Source organism: Curvibacter gracilis ATCC BAA-807 (assembly GCF_000518645.1).
Lineage (GTDB): Bacteria > Pseudomonadota > Gammaproteobacteria > Burkholderiales > Burkholderiaceae_C > Curvibacter > Curvibacter gracilis.
This window is the reverse complement of sequence record NZ_JADZ01000016.1, coordinates 36,665-53,780: the sequence shown is the minus strand read 5'-3', so window position 1 is coordinate 53,780 and position 17,116 is coordinate 36,665. Positions and strand designations below refer to the sequence as shown.

The following is a 17,116-nucleotide window of genomic DNA, read 5'->3' as shown; positions in this document are numbered from 1 at the left end:
GTGGACAACCCTTTCCAACACACCACGGTCCTGCTTGACGAGGCGGTCGACGCCTTGCTGGGCAACCCGCCACCCGACGGCCCGGCCACCTATGTGGACGCCACCTTCGGGCGCGGCGGCCACTCGCGCCTCCTGCTCTCGCGGCTGCGGCCGCATGACCGGCTGATCGCATTCGACAAAGACCCCGATGCCATCCAGGAAGCCGCGCGCATCACCGATGCGCGTTTTTCCATCCGGCACGAAGGTTTTTGCCACCTGGGCGAGCTGCCGGCCGGCAGCGTCCACGGTGTTCTCATGGATCTGGGCGTGAGCTCACCCCAGATCGACAACCCGCAGCGCGGATTCAGTTTCCGCTTCGATGGCCCGCTGGACATGCGCATGGACACCACGCGCGGTGAGAGCGTGGCTGAGTGGCTGGCCACGGCGGAGGTTCAACAGATTTCGGAGGTGATACGTGACTACGGCGAAGAACGGTTTGCTTTTCCGATTGCAAAGGCGATTGTTGCTCGCCGACAGGAACGGGGCCCAATTTCAACCACCGCCGAGCTGGCCGAGCTCGTGGCTGGCACGGTCAAAACCCGCGAGCCGGGCCAGAACCCTGCAACGCGCACATTTCAGGCTCTTCGGATTTTCATCAACGCCGAGCTTGAAGAGCTGCAACAAGCGCTAGAGGCTTCGCTGTCGGTGCTGGCGCCCGGCGGGCGGCTGGCGGTGATCAGCTTCCACTCGCTGGAAGACCGCATCGTCAAGCAATTCGTGGCCAAGCACTCCAAAGAGGTGTACGACCGCCGTGCCCCCTTTGCTGCGCCCCAGCCCATGAAGTTCGAGGCCCTTGACCGCATCAAGCCCGGTGAGGCCGAAGTGGCCCGCAACCCGCGCGCACGCAGCGCCATCATGCGGGTGGCCCAACGCACGGAGGTGGCATGAGCGCCTGGCGCCTGCCTGAGCTCGCCCTGGCTGCAGCCGTCGGCTGCGGGGAGTGGCGCGCGTGACCCGTCTCAACCTGGTCCTGCTGGTGGCCATCGTGCTCAGCGCGCTGTACCTGGTGCACAACCAGTATGAGTCGCGTCGCCTGTTCATGGCGCTGGACAAGGCCCAGGCCGAGGCGCGCAAGATCGAGCTCGAGAACGACCGCCTGCAAGTCGAGAAGCGGGCCCAGGCCACACCTTCGCGCATCGAACGGCTGGCGCGCACGCAGCTGCAGATGCGCAACGCCACGCCGTCGATCACCCAGTACGTGCAGTACGGCGGCAATGCCCAGACGGATGGGGCAGGGGGCAAGCAATGAGCCGCAGCGTGCTCTACACCTCCAGCCCCTTGCTGGCCAGCAAGACCCCGGTCTGGCGCAGCAAATTCATCGTCGCGGTGGTGGCCTTGGGCTTTCTCGGCCTGGCGGCCCGCGCGGCCTACATCCAGGTGGTGGCCAATGCCTTCTTCCAGCGCCAGGGCGAAGTGCGTTTCGCCCGCACGCTCGAGCTGCCGGCCAGCCGGGGCCGCATCCTGGACCGCAATGGCCTGATCCTGGCCTCCAGCGTGCCGGCGCCCAGCCTGTGGGCCATTCCCGAAGACGTGGACCGCGACCCGGTCAAGCTGCGCGAGCTGGCCCGCCTGATCGAGATGCCCCTGGCCGAGCTCAACAAGAAGCTCGAAGACGAAGACAAGACCTTTGTCTGGATCAAGCGCCAGGTCGATGAGCCCGTGGCCCGCAAGGTGGCCGAGCTCGGCATCAAGGGCATCTACCAGCGCAAGGAATACAAGCGCCAGTACCCCGAAGGCGAAAGTGCGGCCCACGTGGTCGGCTTCACCAATGTCGAAGACCAGGGCCAGGAAGGCATCGAGCTGGCTTTCAACAAGGACCTGGGCGGCAAGCCCGGTTCGCGCCGCGTGATCAAGGACCGCCTGGGCCGTGTGGTGGAAGACGTGGGCGAGCAGATCCCCCCGATGGACGGTCGCGACATCGAACTCAGCATCGACAGCAAGGTGCAGTTCTTTGCCTACCAGCGCCTGCGTGAGGCTGTGATCGCCAACAAGGCCAAGGCCGGCAGTGTGGTGGTGATCGACTCCAGCACCGGCGAGGTGCTGGCCCTGGCCAACTACCCCAGCTACCAGCCCGACAAGCGCCAGAACCTGAGCGGTGAGCAGCTGCGCAACCGCGCCCTGACCGACACCTTCGAGCCCGGCTCGACCATGAAGCCGATCACCGTGGGCATGGCCCTGGAGGCCGGCCGCATCACGCCCCAGACCATCATCGACACCACCCCGGGCCGCCTCACCATCACCGGCTCGACCATCACCGACACCCACAACTACGGCGTGCTGACGGTCGAGGGCGTGATCCAGAAGTCGAGCAACGTGGGCGCCACCAAGATCGCCCAGCGCATGAGCCCGCATGAGATGTGGGACACCTACTCCGCGCTCGGTTTCGGCCAGAAGCCGCAGATCTCCTTCCCCGGTGCCGTGTCGGGCCGGGTGCGCCCCTACAAGAGCTGGCGCCCCATCGAGCAGGCCACCATGTCCTACGGCTATGGCCTGTCGGCCTCGCTGTTCCAGATGGTGCGTTCGTACACCGCGTTTGCCCACGACGGCGAGATCATCCCCGCCACCATCCTCAAGAACGACAACCGCGCCAGCGGCGTCAAGGTGTTCTCGCCCCAGACCGCCACTGCGGTGCGCAAGATGCTGCAGATGGCGGCCGGCCCGGGCGGCACCGGCATGAAGGCCCAGACCGTGGGCTATTCGGTCGGCGGCAAGTCGGGCACCGCGCACAAGCAGGTGGGCAAGGGCTACGCCAGCAACAAATACCGCTCCTGGTTCACGGGCATGGCGCCCATCGACAAGCCCCGCATCATCGTGGGCGTGATGGTCGACGAACCCAGCGCCGGCCAGTACTACGGCGGCACCGTGGCCGCCCCGGTGTTCAGCGAAGTGGTGCAACAGACCCTGCGCATGATGGGCGTGCAGCCCGACCTGTCGGTCAAGCCGCAGGTGGTGGCGCAGGAAGTCGAGGAGTCCTTCTGATGCTGAAGCCCCTCCACAGCCCCGCCGAACTGGTGTCCTGGCTGCGCGCCCAGGGCGCCACCGACATCGTGCCCGACAGCCGCCAGCTCAGCCCCGGTGCGGCCTTCATCGCCTGGCCCGGTGCGGCCACCGATGGGCGCCGCTATGTGCGCGCCGCCCTGGCCCAGGGCTCGCTCGCCTGCGTGGTCGAAGAAAGCGGCCTGGAGGCCCTGGCCGATTGGCCACTGGATGCGCCCGTGGCCCCATTCGCAGGCCTCAAGGCCGCCACCGGCCCCATTGCCGCCCAGTGGTTTGATCACCCCAGCGAGCACATCGACCTGCTGGCCATCACCGGCACCAACGGTAAGACCTCCACCGCCTGGTGGCTGGCCCAGGCCCTGTCCAACCTGCCCGCCGCCGTGGCCCATCCCTGCGCCATGGTCGGCACACTGGGCACGGGCCGGGTGCCCGCCCCGGGCGCGGACGACCCCTTGGCCCACATCAGCGGCACGGGCATGACCACCCCCGACCCGGTGCTGCTGCAACGCCAGTTGCGCCGCTTCGTGGACCAGGGCCTGAAGGCCTGCGCCATCGAGGCCTCGTCCATCGGCCTGGCCGAGCACCGGCTTGATGGCTGCCGCGTGCGCGTGGCCCTGTTCACCAATTTCACCCAGGACCACCTGGACTACCACGGCAGCATGGCCGCCTACTGGCAGGCCAAAGAGGCGCTGTTCGGCTGGCCCGGCCTGCAGGCCGCCGTGATCAATGTGGACGATGCCCAGGGCGCCGCGCTGGCCGAGCGCCTGCAGGCCGGCCCGCTCGACCTCTGGACGGTCTCGCTGAATGCGCCCGCCCGCCTGCGTGCCAGCGGCCTGCGCCATGGTGCACGCGGCCTCAGCTTCGAGATCCACGAGGCTGAGCACAGCCACACCCTGCACACCGCGCTGATCGGCGCCTACAACGTCAGCAACCTGCTGGGCGTGATCGCGGCCCAGCGCGCGCTCGGCGTGCCCCTGGCCGACGCGGTGGCGGTCTGCCAGACCCTGCTGCCCGTGCCCGGCCGCATGGATTGCCGCGGCGGCGACGGCCAGCCCCTGGTGGTGGTGGACTACGCCCACACCCCCGATGCCCTCGAAAAAGCCTTGCAGGCCCTGCGCCCGGCCGCCACCGAGCGCGGTGGCCGCCTGTGGTGCGTGTTCGGCTGTGGCGGCGACCGCGACCCGATCAAGCGCCCGCTGATGGCTGCCGTGGCCGAGAAAGAGGCTGACGTGGTCATGGTGACCAGCGACAACCCACGCTTTGAAAAACCCGAACTCATCATCAGCCAGATCCTGCTGGGTCTGAGCCACCGCGACTGCGTGGAGGTGCAGCTGGACCGCGCCGCCGCCATCCGCGAGGTGCTGGCCCAGGCCGCCCCGGCCGATGTGGTGCTGGTGGCGGGCAAGGGCCACGAGGCCTACCAGGAGATCGAAGGCGTGCGCCTGCCGTTCTCCGACCAGAAGATCATTGAAGAGGCCCTGCGCCACAACGGAGAAGGCCTTTGACGACCTGCATGCTCACCCTGGCTGACGTGGCCGCCGCCTTGCCCGGCGCGCGCCTGCTGGGCCAGCCCGACACCCCCTTGCAGCGGGTGCACACCGACACCCGCACGCTGCAGGCCGGCGACCTGTTCGTGGCCCTGCGCGGCGAGCGCTTCGACGCCCACGACTTCCTGCCCCAGGCCGCCGGCGCCGGCGCCAGTGCCGCCCTGGCCGAACGTGGCCTGGGCGAGGCTGGCCTGAGCGGTGTCGAGGTGGCCGACAGCCGCCTGGCCTTGGGCACCCTGGCGGCTGCCTGGCGCCAACGCTTCACCGGCCCGCTGATCGCGGTCACCGGCAGCAATGGCAAGACCACCACCACCCAGATGCTGGCCTCGGTGCTGCGCGCCCATTGGGGCGAGGCCGCGCTGGCCACGGCCGGCAATTTCAACAACGACATCGGCGTGCCGCTGACCCTGCTGCGCCTGCGCCCCGAGCACCGCGCCGCGGTGGTCGAACTGGGCATGAACCACCCCGGCGAGATCGCCTACCTGGCCCCTCTGGCCCGCCCCACCGTGGCCCTGGTCAACAACGCCCAGCGCGAGCACCAGGAATTCATGGGCACGGTCGAGGCCGTGGCGCTCGAAAACGGTCAGGTGCTGACCCAGTTGCCTGCGGGCGGCGTGGCGGTGTTCCCGGCCGACGAGCCCTATGCCGGGCTGTGGGCCGGTCTGGCCGGCCCGGCAGCCCGGCTGCTGCGTTTCTCGGCCACCGAAGGCGTCGCTGCCGAGGTCACGCTGGGCTCGGCCCGCTGGACCGGCGCGGCCTGGGCCGTGCAGGTGCACAGCCCGGCCGGCACGCTGAACTACACCCTGGCCCTGGCCGGTCTGCACAACGTGCGCAACTCGCTGGCCACCGTGGCCTGCGCGCTGGGCGCCGGCGTGCCGGTGGCCGCCATCGAGCAAGGCATTGCCGCCTTCACCCCGGTCAAGGGCCGCTCGCGGGCCTGGCAGGCCGTGCTGGGCGAGGGCGCCTCCGCCCACCCGCTGACCGTGGTGGATGACACCTACAACGCCAACCCCGATTCGGTGCGTGCCGCCATCGATGTGCTGATCAGCCTGCCGGCCCCGCGCCTGCTGGTGCTGGGCGATTTCGGCGAGGTGGGCGAGCAGGGCCCGGCCTTCCATGCCGAGGTCGGCGCCTATGCCCGCGAGCGTGGCATCGATCAGGTGCTGACGCTGGGCGAGTTGACCGCCGAAACCACCCGCGCCTTTGCGGGGGGCCGGCATTTCACCGATTTCGACGCCTTGCGCGACGAGGTGCTGGCCGCTTTGCCGGCCCAGGCCTCGGTGCTGGTGAAGGGGTCTCGTTTCATGAAGATGGAGCGCGTGATCGCGGCGATCGAAGCCGCCACCCGCCCCGCTCAGGAGGTGCCCCATGCGCCGCTCGCCTGAGACTGTGTTTGTATTTGAGGAGAAGCAACCATGCTGCTGAGTCTTGCCCAATGGTTGCAGACGCTGTCGCCCGAGTTCGGATTTTTCCGGGTGTTCCAGTACCTGACCTTTCGCGCCGTCATGGGCGCCACCACCGCCTTGCTGATCGGCCTGCTGGCCGGCCCCGCCGTGATCCGTCGCCTGCGCGCCCTGAAGATCGGCCAGCCGATCCGCGGCTATGCCATGGAAAGCCACCTCAGCAAGAGCGGCACCCCCACCATGGGTGGCGTGCTGATCCTGCTGTCGATCGCCATCTCCACCCTGCTGTGGTCGGATCTGAGCAACCGCTTCGTCTGGATCGTGCTGCTGGTCACGCTGGGCTTCGGCGCCATCGGCTGGGTGGACGACTGGCGCAAGGTGGTCAACAAAGACCCCGAGGGCATGCGCTCGCGCGAAAAGTATTTCTGGCAATCGGTGATCGGCCTGCTGGCTGCGCTGTACCTGGTGTTCAGCATCTCCGAGGTGTCCAACCTGCGCGTGCTGGAGCTGTTCATCACCTGGGTGCGCTCGGGCTTTGACGTCGACCTGCCGCCCAAGGCCGGCCTGCTGCTGCCCTTCTTCAAAGAGGTCAGCTACCCGCTGGGCGTGTTCGGCTTCGTGATCCTGACCTACCTGGTGATCGTCGGTTCCAGCAACGCGGTCAACCTGACCGACGGGCTGGACGGCCTGGCCATCATGCCGGTGGTGATGGTGGGCTCGTCGCTGGGCGTGTTCGCCTACGTCACGGGCAGCGCGGTCTACAGCAAATACCTGCTGTTCCCGCACATCCCGGGCTCGGGTGAGCTGCTGATCTTCTGCTCGGCCATGGCCGGCGCAGGTCTGGCCTTTCTGTGGTTCAACACCCACCCGGCCCAGGTCTTCATGGGCGACGTCGGGGCCCTGGCCCTGGGCGGCGCGCTGGGCACCGTTGCCATCATCGTGCGCCAGGAAGTGGTGCTGGCCATCATGGGCGGCATCTTCGTGGTCGAGGCCCTGTCGGTGATGCTGCAGGTGAGCTGGTTCAAGTACACCAAGCGCAAGTACGGCGAAGGCCGGCGCCTGCTCAAGATGGCGCCGCTGCACCACCACTTCGAAAAGAGTGGCTGGAAAGAGACCCAGGTCGTGGTCCGCTTCTGGATCATCACCATGCTGCTGTGTCTGCTGGGCCTGACCACCCTGAAGCTGAGGTAAGCCGTGAGCCAGCCCTCCCTGCAAGATCAACACGTGCTCATCCTGGGCCTGGGCGCGTCCGGCCTGGCGATGGCGCGCTGGTGCGCGCGTCAGGGTGCCCGCGTGACCGTGGCCGACACCCGCGAGCAACCGCCGCAACTGGCCACCCTGCACGCCGAATGGCCTGAGGTGCGTTTTGTGGGCGGCCCCTTCAGCGCCGCGCTGGTCGAAGGCACCGATGTGCGTGCCGTGTTCCGATCGCCCGGCCTGTCGCCGGCCTCGGTGGCCGTGGTCTGTGAGCCGGCGCGCGCCGTCGGCCTGTGGGTGGGGGGCGAACTGAGCCTGTTCACCCACGCGCTGGCGCAACTGGCCGAGCTGCCTGAGGCGGCGGGTGACACCCCCTCTGAACGCCCGTCCGAAGACCCATCCAAGCCGGCTTCAGACCCCCAGCCCGAAGCTGAGGCACCCGCGCCGGCCCCCAAGGCCTACGCCCCGGCCGTGCTGGCCATCACCGGCACCAACGGCAAGACCACCGTCACCTCGTTGACCGGCCAGCTGGTCGAGCGGGCCGGCAAGACCGTGGCCGTGGCCGGCAACATCGGCCCCACCTTGCTCGACACGCTGCAACAGCATCTGGACGCCGGCACCTTGCCCCAGGTCTGGGTGCTGGAGTTGTCCAGCTTCCAGCTCGACGGCATCACCGGCTTCGAGCCCACCGCCGCCACCGTGCTCAACGTCACGCAAGACCACCTTGACTGGCATGGCAGCCTGCAGGCCTATGCCCAGGCCAAGGCCCGGGTGTTCGGCGAGCGCTCGCTGATGGTGCTCAACCGCGACGATGCGGCGGTCATGGCCATGCTGCCGGCGCCGCAGCGGGTGAAGCTGCAAAAGCCCCAGATCCGCGCCCACGTCACCTTCGGCGCCGGCATGCCGCAGCGCCCGGGCGATTTCGGCATCGAGGTGGTCAACGGCATGGCCTGGCTGGTGCGCGCCCTCGAGGCCGACGAGACCCGCAAGCGCCGCAAGGACGAAGCCGAAGAGCTGCACATCCAGCGCCTGATGCCCGCCGATGCCCTGCGCATCCGCGGCCGCCACAACGCCACCAACGCCCTGGCGGCGCTGGCGCTGGCCAGCGCGGCCGGCTGCGCCATCGGCCCCATGCTGTATGGCCTGCGCGAATACCTGGGCGAGCCGCATCGGGTCGAGTCGGTGGCCCTGGTGCGCGAGGTTGAATACTTTGACGACAGCAAGGGCACCAATGTGGGCGCCACCGTGGCGGCCCTGCAGGGCCTGGGCGCCGACCGCCGCCTGGTGGTCATCCTGGGCGGCGACGGCAAGGGTCAGGATTTCTCGCCCCTGGCCGAGCCGGTCAGCCGCTTTGCCCGCGCCGTGGTGCTGATCGGCCGCGACGGCCCCCAGATCGCCGCCGCGCTGCAAGACAGCGGTGTGCGCTGCGACCGCTGCGCCACCTTGCCCGAGGCCGTGCGCCTGGCCGCCGAGCTGGCCCAGCCGGGCGACGCGGTGCTGATGTCGCCGGCCTGCGCCAGCCTGGACATGTTCGACAACTACGCCCACCGGGCCCGCGTGTTCTGCGACACGGTGCAGCTGCTGGCCGAAGAGGCTGGCCAGACCCTGGAGGGCGGCTTCGCATGAACACGCGCAACGCCACCCTCGGCTTCTCGGGCCGGCTTTCGGGCTGGTTCAGCGGCGTGTCCAAGGCCGCGGGCGAGGTGCTACCCATCCGCACCTGGTCGGCCGACGAGGGTCGGGGCGAGCCGATGCGCGCCAGCATGCTGGGGGTGGATCAGGCGCTGGTCTGGGTCACGGTGGCCTTGTTGGCCTGGGGCCTGGTGATGGTGTATTCGGCCTCGGTGGCCATGCCCGACAACCCGCGCTTTGCCAATTACACGCCCACCTACTTCCTGACCCGCCACGCCCTGTGGCTGGTGATGGGCTTTGTGGCTGCGCTGCTCACCTTCCAGGTGCCGATGAAGGTCTGGGAGAAGGCCGCGCCCTGGTTGTTCGTGGTTTCGCTGGTGCTGCTGATCCTGGTGCTGATCCCGCACGTGGGCAAGGTGGTGTACGGCGCCCGTCGCTGGATCGGCCTGGGCCCGCTGAGCTTTCAGCCCTCCGAGCTGGCCAAGTTTGCCGTGCTGCTCTATGCCGCCGACTACATGGTGCGCAAGATGGAAGTGAAAGAGCGCTTCTTCCAGGCCGTCTGGCCCATGGGCGCTGCGGTGGCCCTGGTGGGCGCCTTGCTGCTGGCCGAGCCCGACATGGGCGCCTTCATGGTGATCGCCGTGATCGCCATGGGCATTCTGTTCCTGGGCGGGGTCAACGCCCGCATGTTCTTCCTGATCGCGGCCGTGCTGGTGGGCGCCTTCGGCCTGATGATCGCCGCCTCGCCCTGGCGGCGCGAGCGCATCTTTGCCTACCTGGACCCCTGGAGCGAGCACAACGCGCTGGGCAAGGGCTACCAGCTGTCGCACTCGCTGATCGCCATCGGCCGGGGCGAGATCTTCGGTGTCGGCCTGGGCGGCAGCGTCGAGAAGCTGCACTGGCTGCCCGAAGCCCACACCGACTTTCTGCTGGCCGTGATCGGCGAAGAGTTCGGCCTGGTGGGCGTGCTGTGCGTGATCGGCCTGTTCCTGTGGATGACGCGCCGCATGATGCACATCGGGCGCCAGGCGATTGCGCTCGACCGGGTGTTCCCCGGCCTGGTGGCGCAGGGCGTGGGCATCTGGATGGGCTTCCAGGCCTTCATCAACATGGGCGTGAACCTGGGCGCATTGCCCACCAAGGGCCTGACCCTGCCGCTGATGAGCTATGGCGGCTCGGCCGTGCTCATGAACCTGGTGACCATTGCCGTGGTGCTGCGCATCGATTACGAGAACAAGGTGATGATGAAGGGGGGCCGGGTATGAGCGCCAAGACCGCCCTCATCATGGCCGGTGGCACTGGCGGCCACATCTTCCCCGGCCTGGCCGTGGCCGAGGCCCTGCGCGAACGCGGCTGGCGCGTGCACTGGCTGGGCGGGCCCGACAGCATGGAAAGCCGGCTGGTGCCCCCGCGTGGCTTCACTTTCGAAACGGTCGACTTCTCGGGCGTGCGCGGCAAGGGCCTGAAGACCCTGTTCCTGCTGCCCCTGCGCCTGCTCAAGGCCTTCTGGCAAAGCCTGCAGGTGGTGCGCCGCGTGCAGCCCGATGTGGTGGTGGGCCTGGGCGGCTACATCACCTTCCCGGCCGGCATGATGGCCGTGCTGCTGGGCAAGCCCCTGGTGCTGCACGAGCAGAACTCGGTGGCCGGCATGGCCAACAAGATCCTGGCCGGTGTGGCCGACCGCGTGTTCACCGCCTTCCCCCAGGTGATGGCCAAGGGCCGCTGGGTGGGCAACCCGCTGCGCGCCGGCTTCACCTCGCAGCCCGCCCCGGCCGAGCGCTTTGCCGGTCGCAGCGGCCCGCTGCGCGTGCTGGTGGTGGGCGGCAGCCTGGGCGCCAAGGCCCTGAACGACACCGTGCCGCTGGCGCTGGCCCGCCTCCCCGAAGCCCAGCGCCCGCAGGTGATCCACCAAAGCGGCGCCAAGCAGATCGACGCGCTGCGCGAGGCCTACCGTGCCGCCGGCGTGCAGGCCGAACTGACGCCCTTCATCGACGACACCGCCACCGCCTTTGCCGAGGCCGACCTGATCCTCTGCCGCGCCGGCGCCAGCACCGTGACCGAGATCGCGGCCGTGGGTGCGGCGGCGGTGTATGTTCCCTTCCCCTTTGCGGTGGACGACCACCAGACCACCAATGCCCGCTTCCTGGTCGAAGCCGGCGGGGGCTGGCTGATGCCGCAGACCGAACTCACGCCCGAGCACCTGGCCGGGCTGATTCTCCAAACCACCCGCGCCGACCTGCTGGCGCGGGCAGAGCAAGCCAAGAAGATGCAAAAGATTGAAGCCACCACCGAGGTGGTGAGCGCCTGTGAGGAGCTGGCCCGATGAAGCACGCCATCCGTCACATCCATTTCGTGGGCCTCGGCGGGGCCGGCATGAGCGGCATCGCCGAAGTGCTGCACAACCTGGGCTACACCATCTCGGGCTCCGACCTGGCCGACAGCGCCACCCTGCGCCGCCTGCAGGGCCTGGGCATCCGCACCTTCGTGGGCCACGACGCGTCCCACCTTGAAGACGTGGACTGCGTGGTCACCTCGACGGCCGTGCAGGCCGACAACCCCGAGGTGCTGAAAGCGCGTGAGAAACGCATTCCGGTGGTGCCGCGTGCCGTCATGCTGGCCGAGCTGATGCGCCTCAAGCGGGGCATCGCGATTGCCGGCACCCATGGCAAGACCACCACCACCAGCCTGGTCACCAGCGTGCTGGCCGAGGCCGGTCTGGACCCCACCTTCGTGATCGGTGGCCGGCTCAACAGCGCCGGCGCCAATGCCAAGCTGGGCAGCGGCGAGTACATCGTGGTCGAGGCCGACGAGTCGGATGCCTCGTTCCTGAACCTGTTGCCGGTGATGGCGGTGGTGACCAACATCGATGCCGACCACATGGAGACCTACGGCCACGACTTCAACAAGCTGAAGTCGGCGTTCGTGGATTTCCTGCACCGCATGCCTTTCTATGGCACGGCCATCCTGTGCTCGGACGACGCGGCCATCCGCGAGATCATGCCCCGCGTGCAGTGCCCCATCACCAGCTACGGCTTCGGCGAAGAGGCCCAGGTGCGCGCCGTGGATGTGCGCGCGGTGGATGGGCAGATGCATTTCACCGTGCAACGCCGCAACGGCGTGACGATGCCCGACCTGCCCGTGGTGCTGAACCTGGCCGGCGAACACAACGTGCTCAATGCCTTGTCGGCGGTCGCGGTGGCGGTCGAACTCGGCATCCCCGACGAAGCCCTGCAGCGCGGTCTGGCCCAGTTCAAGGGCGTGGGTCGGCGCTTCCAGCGCTATGGCGAGCTGCCCACGGCCGACGGCGGGCGTTTCACCCTGATCGACGACTACGGCCACCACCCGGTGGAGATGGCCGCCACCCTGGCAGCCGCGCGCGGTGCCTTTCCGGGCCGGCGCCTGGTGCTGGCCTTCCAGCCGCACCGTTTCACCCGCACGCGCGACTGCTTCGAGGATTTCATCAAGGTCATCGGCCACGCCGATGCGGTGCTGCTGACCGAGGTGTATGCCGCGGGCGAGGCCCCCATCGTGGCCGCCGACGGCCGGGCACTGGCCCGGGCATTGCGTGTGGCCGGCAAGGTCGAGCCCTTGTTCGTCGACCGGGTCGAGGAACTGCCGCAGGCGATTGCCGCCAACGCCCGGGCAGGCGATGTGGTGATGTGCATGGGCGCGGGCTCCATCGGCGGGGTGCCGGCCAAGGTGGTGGAGTGGCTGCAGCAGCAGGCACAACAAGGTGTGGTGAGTGGTGTTGTGAGTGGTGTGGGAGGGCAGGTTTGATGAACATCCAGGCAAGTGATCTGGGCAAGGTGGCGGTGCTGCTGGGCGGCACCTCGGCCGAGCGCGAGGTGTCGTTGATGTCGGGCCAGGGCGTGTTGCAGGCCCTGTTGTCGCGCGGCGTGGACGCCCACCCCTTCGACCCGGCCGGGCGTGACCTCAGCGAACTCAAGAAGCATGGCTTTCAGCGCTGCTTCATCGCCTTGCACGGCCGCCATGGCGAAGACGGCACGGTGCAAGGCGCGCTGGAACTGCTGGGCATCCCCTACACCGGCTCGGGCGTGATGGCCTCGAGTGTGGCCATGGACAAGGTCATGACCAAGCGCCTGTGGAGCGCCGAGGGCCTGCCCACGCCGCGCTATGTGTGGCTGTCGCCCGAGCAGCAGACCCGCGAGCAAGTGCGCCAGGTACCCGATGAACTGGGCCTGCCCCTGATCATCAAGCCCCCGCGTGAAGGCTCGTCCATCGGTGTGACCAAGGTGCGTGGCTACTCCCAGATGCAGGACGCGGTCACGCTGTCGGCCCGCTATGACCCCGACGTGCTGTGCGAGGAATTCATCGAGGGCGAAGAGGTGACCTGCCCGGTGCTGGGCAGCGGCGCCGAGGCCCGGGCCCTGCCGGTGATCCGCATCGTCGCGCCCGAAGGCGCCTACGACTACCAGAACAAGTACTTCACCGACGACGTGAAGTACCAGTGCCCGAGCGGCCTGCCGCCCGAGGAAGAGGCCGAGATCCAGCGCATCGTGCTGGCCTCGTACCGCGCCCTGGGCTGCCGGGGCTGGGGCCGTGCCGACCTGATGATCCGTGCCAGCGACCGCAAGCCCTTCCTGCTCGAGATGAACACCTCGCCGGGCATGACGGGCCACTCGCTGGTGCCGATGTCGGCCCGCGCCATCGGCCTGAGCTACGAAGACCTGTGCCTGCAGGTGCTGGCCGGTGCCACGCTCGACAGCCCTGTCAAACCGCAAGCCGGAGCCTGATGCGCCATGAGTGATCCCCTGGCCGTACCCCTGGACGTCAAGCTGATGAACCTGACCGCTTCGGTCCTGTTCATGGGCTGTGTCGCCCTGGTCGTGGCCTCGGGCGGCTGGTGGGTGCTGCGGCACCCGGCGTTCTCGATCGGCAGCCTCTCGGTGCAGGGTGAGTTCACGCACAACAACGCGGTCACCCTGCGCGCCAACGTGGCGCACAAGCTGATGGGCAACTTCTTCACCGTCGACCTGCGCCAGGTGCGCGAGGCCTTCGAGGGCGTGCCCTGGGTGCGCCATGCCGCGGTGCGGCGCCAGTTCCCGAATCAATTGCAGATCACGCTCGAAGAGCATGTGCCGGTGGCCTTGTGGGGGCCGGAGAGCGGCTCGGGCATGCTCAACAGTTTCGGTGAGGTGTTCGAGGCCAACGTCGACGACGTGGACCAGGACGACCTGCCGCGCCTGTACGGCCCGGCCGGCCAATCGGTCGAGGTGCTCGACATGTATGGCCGCCTGCGCCCCATCCTGCAGCAGGTCGAACTCGATCTGGCCGAACTGGAGCTGACCCCGCGTGGCGGCTGGCGTGCCACGCTGGACTCGGGCGCCACGATCGAACTGGGCAGTGGCAGCGTCAATGAGGTGCTGGCCCGCACGCGCCGCTTCGTGGCCACGCTGACCCAGGTCACCTCGCGCTACGGACGCCGCCCAGGCTCGCTCGAATCGGCCGATCTGCGCCACACCGAAGGCTATGCGCTGCGCTTGCGCGGCGTGACCACGGTCAGCGCCGACCTGCCCAAGATGCCCAAGAAATAAGAACACAGACCCAACCAACACAGAATAGAACAGGTACACATATGGCAAAGGAATACAAGGATCTGGTGGTGGGCCTGGACATTGGCACTGCCAAGGTCATGGCGGTGGTGGCCGAGGTCCTGCCCGGCGGCGAGCTCAAGCTGGCGGGCTTGGGCGTGGCCCCCAGCAACGGCTTGAAGCGCGGCGTGGTGGTGAACATCGACGCCACCGTGCAGAGCATCCAGCAGGCGCTCAAGGAGGCCGAGCTGATGGCCGACTGCAAGATCACCCGCGTCTACACCGGCATCACCGGCAGCCACATCCGCGGCCTCAACTCCAGCGGCATGGTGGCCGTCAAGGACAAGGAAGTCACCCCGGCCGACGTGGCCCGCGTGGTGGAGACGGCCAAGGCCATCAACATCTCGACCGACCAGCGCCTGCTGCTGGTCGAGCCGCAAGAGTTCGTGATCGACGGCCAGGACGTCAAGGAGCCCATCGGCATGAGCGGCCTGCGCCTGGAGGCCAAGGTGCACATCGTGACCGGCGCCCAGAGCGCGGCCGAGAACATCATCAAGTGCGTGCGCCGCTGCGGCCTCGATGTGGAGCAGCTGATGCTCAACCCGCTGGCCTCCAGCCAGGCCGTGCTGACCGATGACGAGCGCGAGCTGGGGGTGGCCGTGGTCGACATCGGCGCCGGCACCACCGATGTGGCCATCTTCACCAATGGGGCGATCCGCCACACCGCGGTGATCCCGATCGCGGGCGACCTGATCACCAGCGACATCGCCATGGCCTTGCGCACCCCGACCAAGGACGCCGAAGACATCAAGGTCGAATCGGGCTACGCCAAGCAACTGCTGGCCGATGCCGAGACCCAGGTCGAAGTGCCCGGCCTGGGCGACCGCGGCCCGCGCATGCTGAGCCGCCAGGCCCTGGCCGGCGTGATCGAGCCGCGCGTCGAAGAGATCTTCTCGCTGGTGCAGCAGGTGATCCGCGAGTCGGGCTATGAAGAGGTGCTGTCCTCGGGCATCGTGCTCACCGGCGGCAGTGCCGTGATGCCGGGCATGGTCGAACTGGCCGAAGACATCTTCCTGAAGCCGGTGCGCCGTGGCCTGCCCAAGTACTCCAGCGCCCTGTCCGACATGGTGGCCCAGCCGCGCGCCGCCACCGTGATGGGCCTGATGGAGGAAGCCCGCCAGGCCCGCATCCGCGGCTTCAAGGTGGCGCAGAAGAGTGGCTCCATGAAGACGGCGTTCGGCCGCTTCAAGGACTTCATCGTGGGGAATTTCTGACATGGCCCAGCGGCCTCTTTTCCTGGCCGGCAGCGCCCCGTTTTCGGGGGGGCCGGCCTTGGGGCCGCCGCCTCGCAAACGCTGGCTGGCCAGAGGCAGCCCGCCCTTGCAAGAAAAAGAGCGCTGGCACTCTACAGGACCGCCATAAGACGCTCAAGGCAAGTCACAATTCCGTCAGTAAAAAATTTTTGGCAATTGCAAAGCAGGCAGATTCAGGAGCAACAAGATGACCATCGAAATGATCGAAGTTGAAGAATTCAACATGGGCACTCAGATCAAGGTGATTGGCGTTGGTGGGGGGGGCGGCAACGCCGTGGAGCACATGATCCAGCGTCATGTGCAGGGCGTTGAGTTCGTCTGCGCCAACACCGACGCGCAGGCCCTGGGTCGCAGCGCGGCACACCGCACCATCCAGCTGGGCCAAAGCGGCCTGGGTGCCGGCAGCAAGCCCGACAAGGGCCGTGATGCCGCTGAAGCCGCCCTGGAAGACATCCGTGCCGCCATCTCGGGCGCGCACATGCTGTTCATCACCGCCGGCATGGGCGGTGGCACCGGCACCGGCGCCGCGCCGGTGATCGCCCGCGTGGCCAAGGAAATGGGCATCCTCACCGTCGGTGTGGTGACCAAGCCCTTCGACTGGGAAGGCAAGCGCCGCATGGCCAACGCCGACGATGGCCTGGCCGAACTCGAAGCCAATGTCGACTCGCTGATCGTGGTGCTCAACGAGAAGCTGCTCGACGTGCTGGGTGACGACATCACGCAAGACGAAGCCTTTGCCCACGCCAACGACGTGCTGAAGAACGCCGTCGGCGGCATTGCCGAAATCATCAACGAGTACGGCCATGTGAACGTCGACTTCGAAGACGTGCGCACCGTGATGGGCGAACCCGGCAAGGCCATGATGGGCACCGCCGTGGCCAGCGGCCCGGACCGCGCCCGCATCGCCGCCGAACAGGCCGTGGCCTGCCCGCTGCTCGAAGGCATCGACCTGTCGGGCGCCAAGGGCGTGCTGGTGCTGGTGACGGCCGCCAAGGGCAGCCTGAAGCTGTCCGAGTCCAAGCTGGCCATGAGCACCATCAACGCCTACGCATCGCCCGATGCGCACGTGATCTACGGTGCCGCCTACGACGACTCGCTGGGTGAGAACATCCGCGTGACCGTGGTGGCCACCGGCCTGAGCCGCCAGAACGCACGCCGTGCCGCGCCTCCGCTGCAGGTGCTGCGCACCGGCACCGACAACGTCGGCTTCAACCTGCCCGTGGCCTCGGCTGGCGCCGGTGTGGGCGGCGTGGCCCAGGTGGGCATGGGCAGCACCGTGGGCGGCTCCGACTACGGCAGCATGAGCGTGCCCAGCGTGTGGCGCACCAACCGCACCCAGGCCGCCGCCAAGGTCGACGCCCTGGTGTCGGGTGGCATGGACGACCTGGAGATCCCGGCTTTCCTGCGCAAGCAAGCCGACTGATCGCCGCCTGATC

14 protein-coding genes are annotated in these 17,116 nt (G+C 68.2%); all 14 read left to right on the top strand.

The features are described 5' to 3' along the window. The 14 genes from rsmH (at position 1) to ftsZ (ending at position 17,103) form a co-directional block, all read left to right on the top strand. Positions 1-927, top strand: coding sequence for a 16S rRNA (cytosine(1402)-N(4))-methyltransferase RsmH (gene rsmH / locus L880_RS0114190; RefSeq protein ID WP_027476241.1), 927 nt, complete (start codon positions 1-3; stop codon positions 925-927). Between the two features lie 61 nt (positions 928-988). Further along, on the top strand, positions 989-1,288 hold the full coding sequence (gene ftsL, locus L880_RS0114185; protein WP_027476240.1) for a cell division protein FtsL: 300 nt from the start codon (positions 989-991) through the stop codon (positions 1,286-1,288). Further along, positions 1,285-3,018, top strand: a complete 1,734-nt coding sequence (locus tag L880_RS0114180; protein WP_027476239.1) for a peptidoglycan D,D-transpeptidase FtsI family protein — start codon at positions 1,285-1,287, stop codon at positions 3,016-3,018. The genes ftsL and L880_RS0114180 overlap by 4 nt, the downstream gene beginning before the upstream one ends. Then, on the top strand, positions 3,018-4,541 hold the full coding sequence (locus tag L880_RS0114175) for a UDP-N-acetylmuramoyl-L-alanyl-D-glutamate--2,6-diaminopimelate ligase (RefSeq protein ID WP_027476238.1): 1,524 nt from the start codon (positions 3,018-3,020) through the stop codon (positions 4,539-4,541). The genes L880_RS0114180 and L880_RS0114175 overlap by 1 nt, the downstream gene beginning before the upstream one ends. Positions 4,542-4,549: 8 nt before the next feature. Beyond that, a complete protein-coding gene (locus tag L880_RS0114170; protein WP_027476237.1) occupies positions 4,550-5,968 on the top strand; it encodes a UDP-N-acetylmuramoyl-tripeptide--D-alanyl-D-alanine ligase in 1,419 nt (472 codons plus the stop codon). 30 nt (positions 5,969-5,998) lie between these two features. Next, entirely contained in the window at positions 5,999-7,177 is a 1,179-nt protein-coding gene (mraY, locus tag L880_RS0114165) for a phospho-N-acetylmuramoyl-pentapeptide-transferase (RefSeq protein WP_027476236.1), read from the top strand. Between the two features lie 3 nt (positions 7,178-7,180). Continuing rightward, a complete protein-coding gene (murD, locus tag L880_RS0114160; protein ID WP_027476235.1) occupies positions 7,181-8,809 on the top strand; it encodes a UDP-N-acetylmuramoyl-L-alanine--D-glutamate ligase in 1,629 nt (542 codons plus the stop codon). Then, on the top strand, positions 8,806-10,080 hold the full coding sequence (gene ftsW, locus L880_RS0114155; RefSeq protein ID WP_027476234.1) for a putative lipid II flippase FtsW: 1,275 nt from the start codon (positions 8,806-8,808) through the stop codon (positions 10,078-10,080). The genes murD and ftsW overlap by 4 nt, the downstream gene beginning before the upstream one ends. Next, on the top strand, positions 10,077-11,141 hold the full coding sequence (gene murG / locus L880_RS0114150; RefSeq protein WP_027476233.1) for an undecaprenyldiphospho-muramoylpentapeptide beta-N-acetylglucosaminyltransferase: 1,065 nt from the start codon (positions 10,077-10,079) through the stop codon (positions 11,139-11,141). The genes ftsW and murG overlap by 4 nt, the downstream gene beginning before the upstream one ends. Continuing rightward, complete coding sequence (gene murC / locus L880_RS0114145; protein WP_027476232.1) at positions 11,138-12,592, top strand: UDP-N-acetylmuramate--L-alanine ligase; 1,455 nt, start codon at positions 11,138-11,140, stop codon at positions 12,590-12,592. Before murG ends, murC begins: the two co-directional genes overlap by 4 nt. Next, positions 12,592-13,569 carry a D-alanine--D-alanine ligase gene (locus L880_RS0114140; RefSeq protein WP_019574099.1) on the top strand — a complete coding sequence of 326 codons (978 nt, stop codon included), beginning with the start codon at positions 12,592-12,594 and terminating at the stop codon, positions 13,567-13,569. Before murC ends, L880_RS0114140 begins: the two co-directional genes overlap by 1 nt. A gap of 6 nt (positions 13,570-13,575) precedes the next feature. Continuing rightward, complete coding sequence (locus tag L880_RS0114135) at positions 13,576-14,370, top strand: cell division protein FtsQ/DivIB (RefSeq protein WP_027476231.1); 795 nt, start codon at positions 13,576-13,578, stop codon at positions 14,368-14,370. A 41-nt stretch (positions 14,371-14,411) separates the two neighbouring features. Next, positions 14,412-15,641: a cell division protein FtsA gene (ftsA, locus tag L880_RS0114130; RefSeq protein ID WP_019574097.1), complete on the top strand. Its 1,230-nt coding sequence runs from the start codon at positions 14,412-14,414 to the stop codon at positions 15,639-15,641. A 226-nt stretch (positions 15,642-15,867) separates the two neighbouring features. Beyond that, positions 15,868-17,103, top strand: a complete 1,236-nt coding sequence (gene ftsZ / locus L880_RS0114125; RefSeq protein WP_027476230.1) for a cell division protein FtsZ — start codon at positions 15,868-15,870, stop codon at positions 17,101-17,103. Positions 17,104-17,116 lie beyond the last annotated feature (13 nt).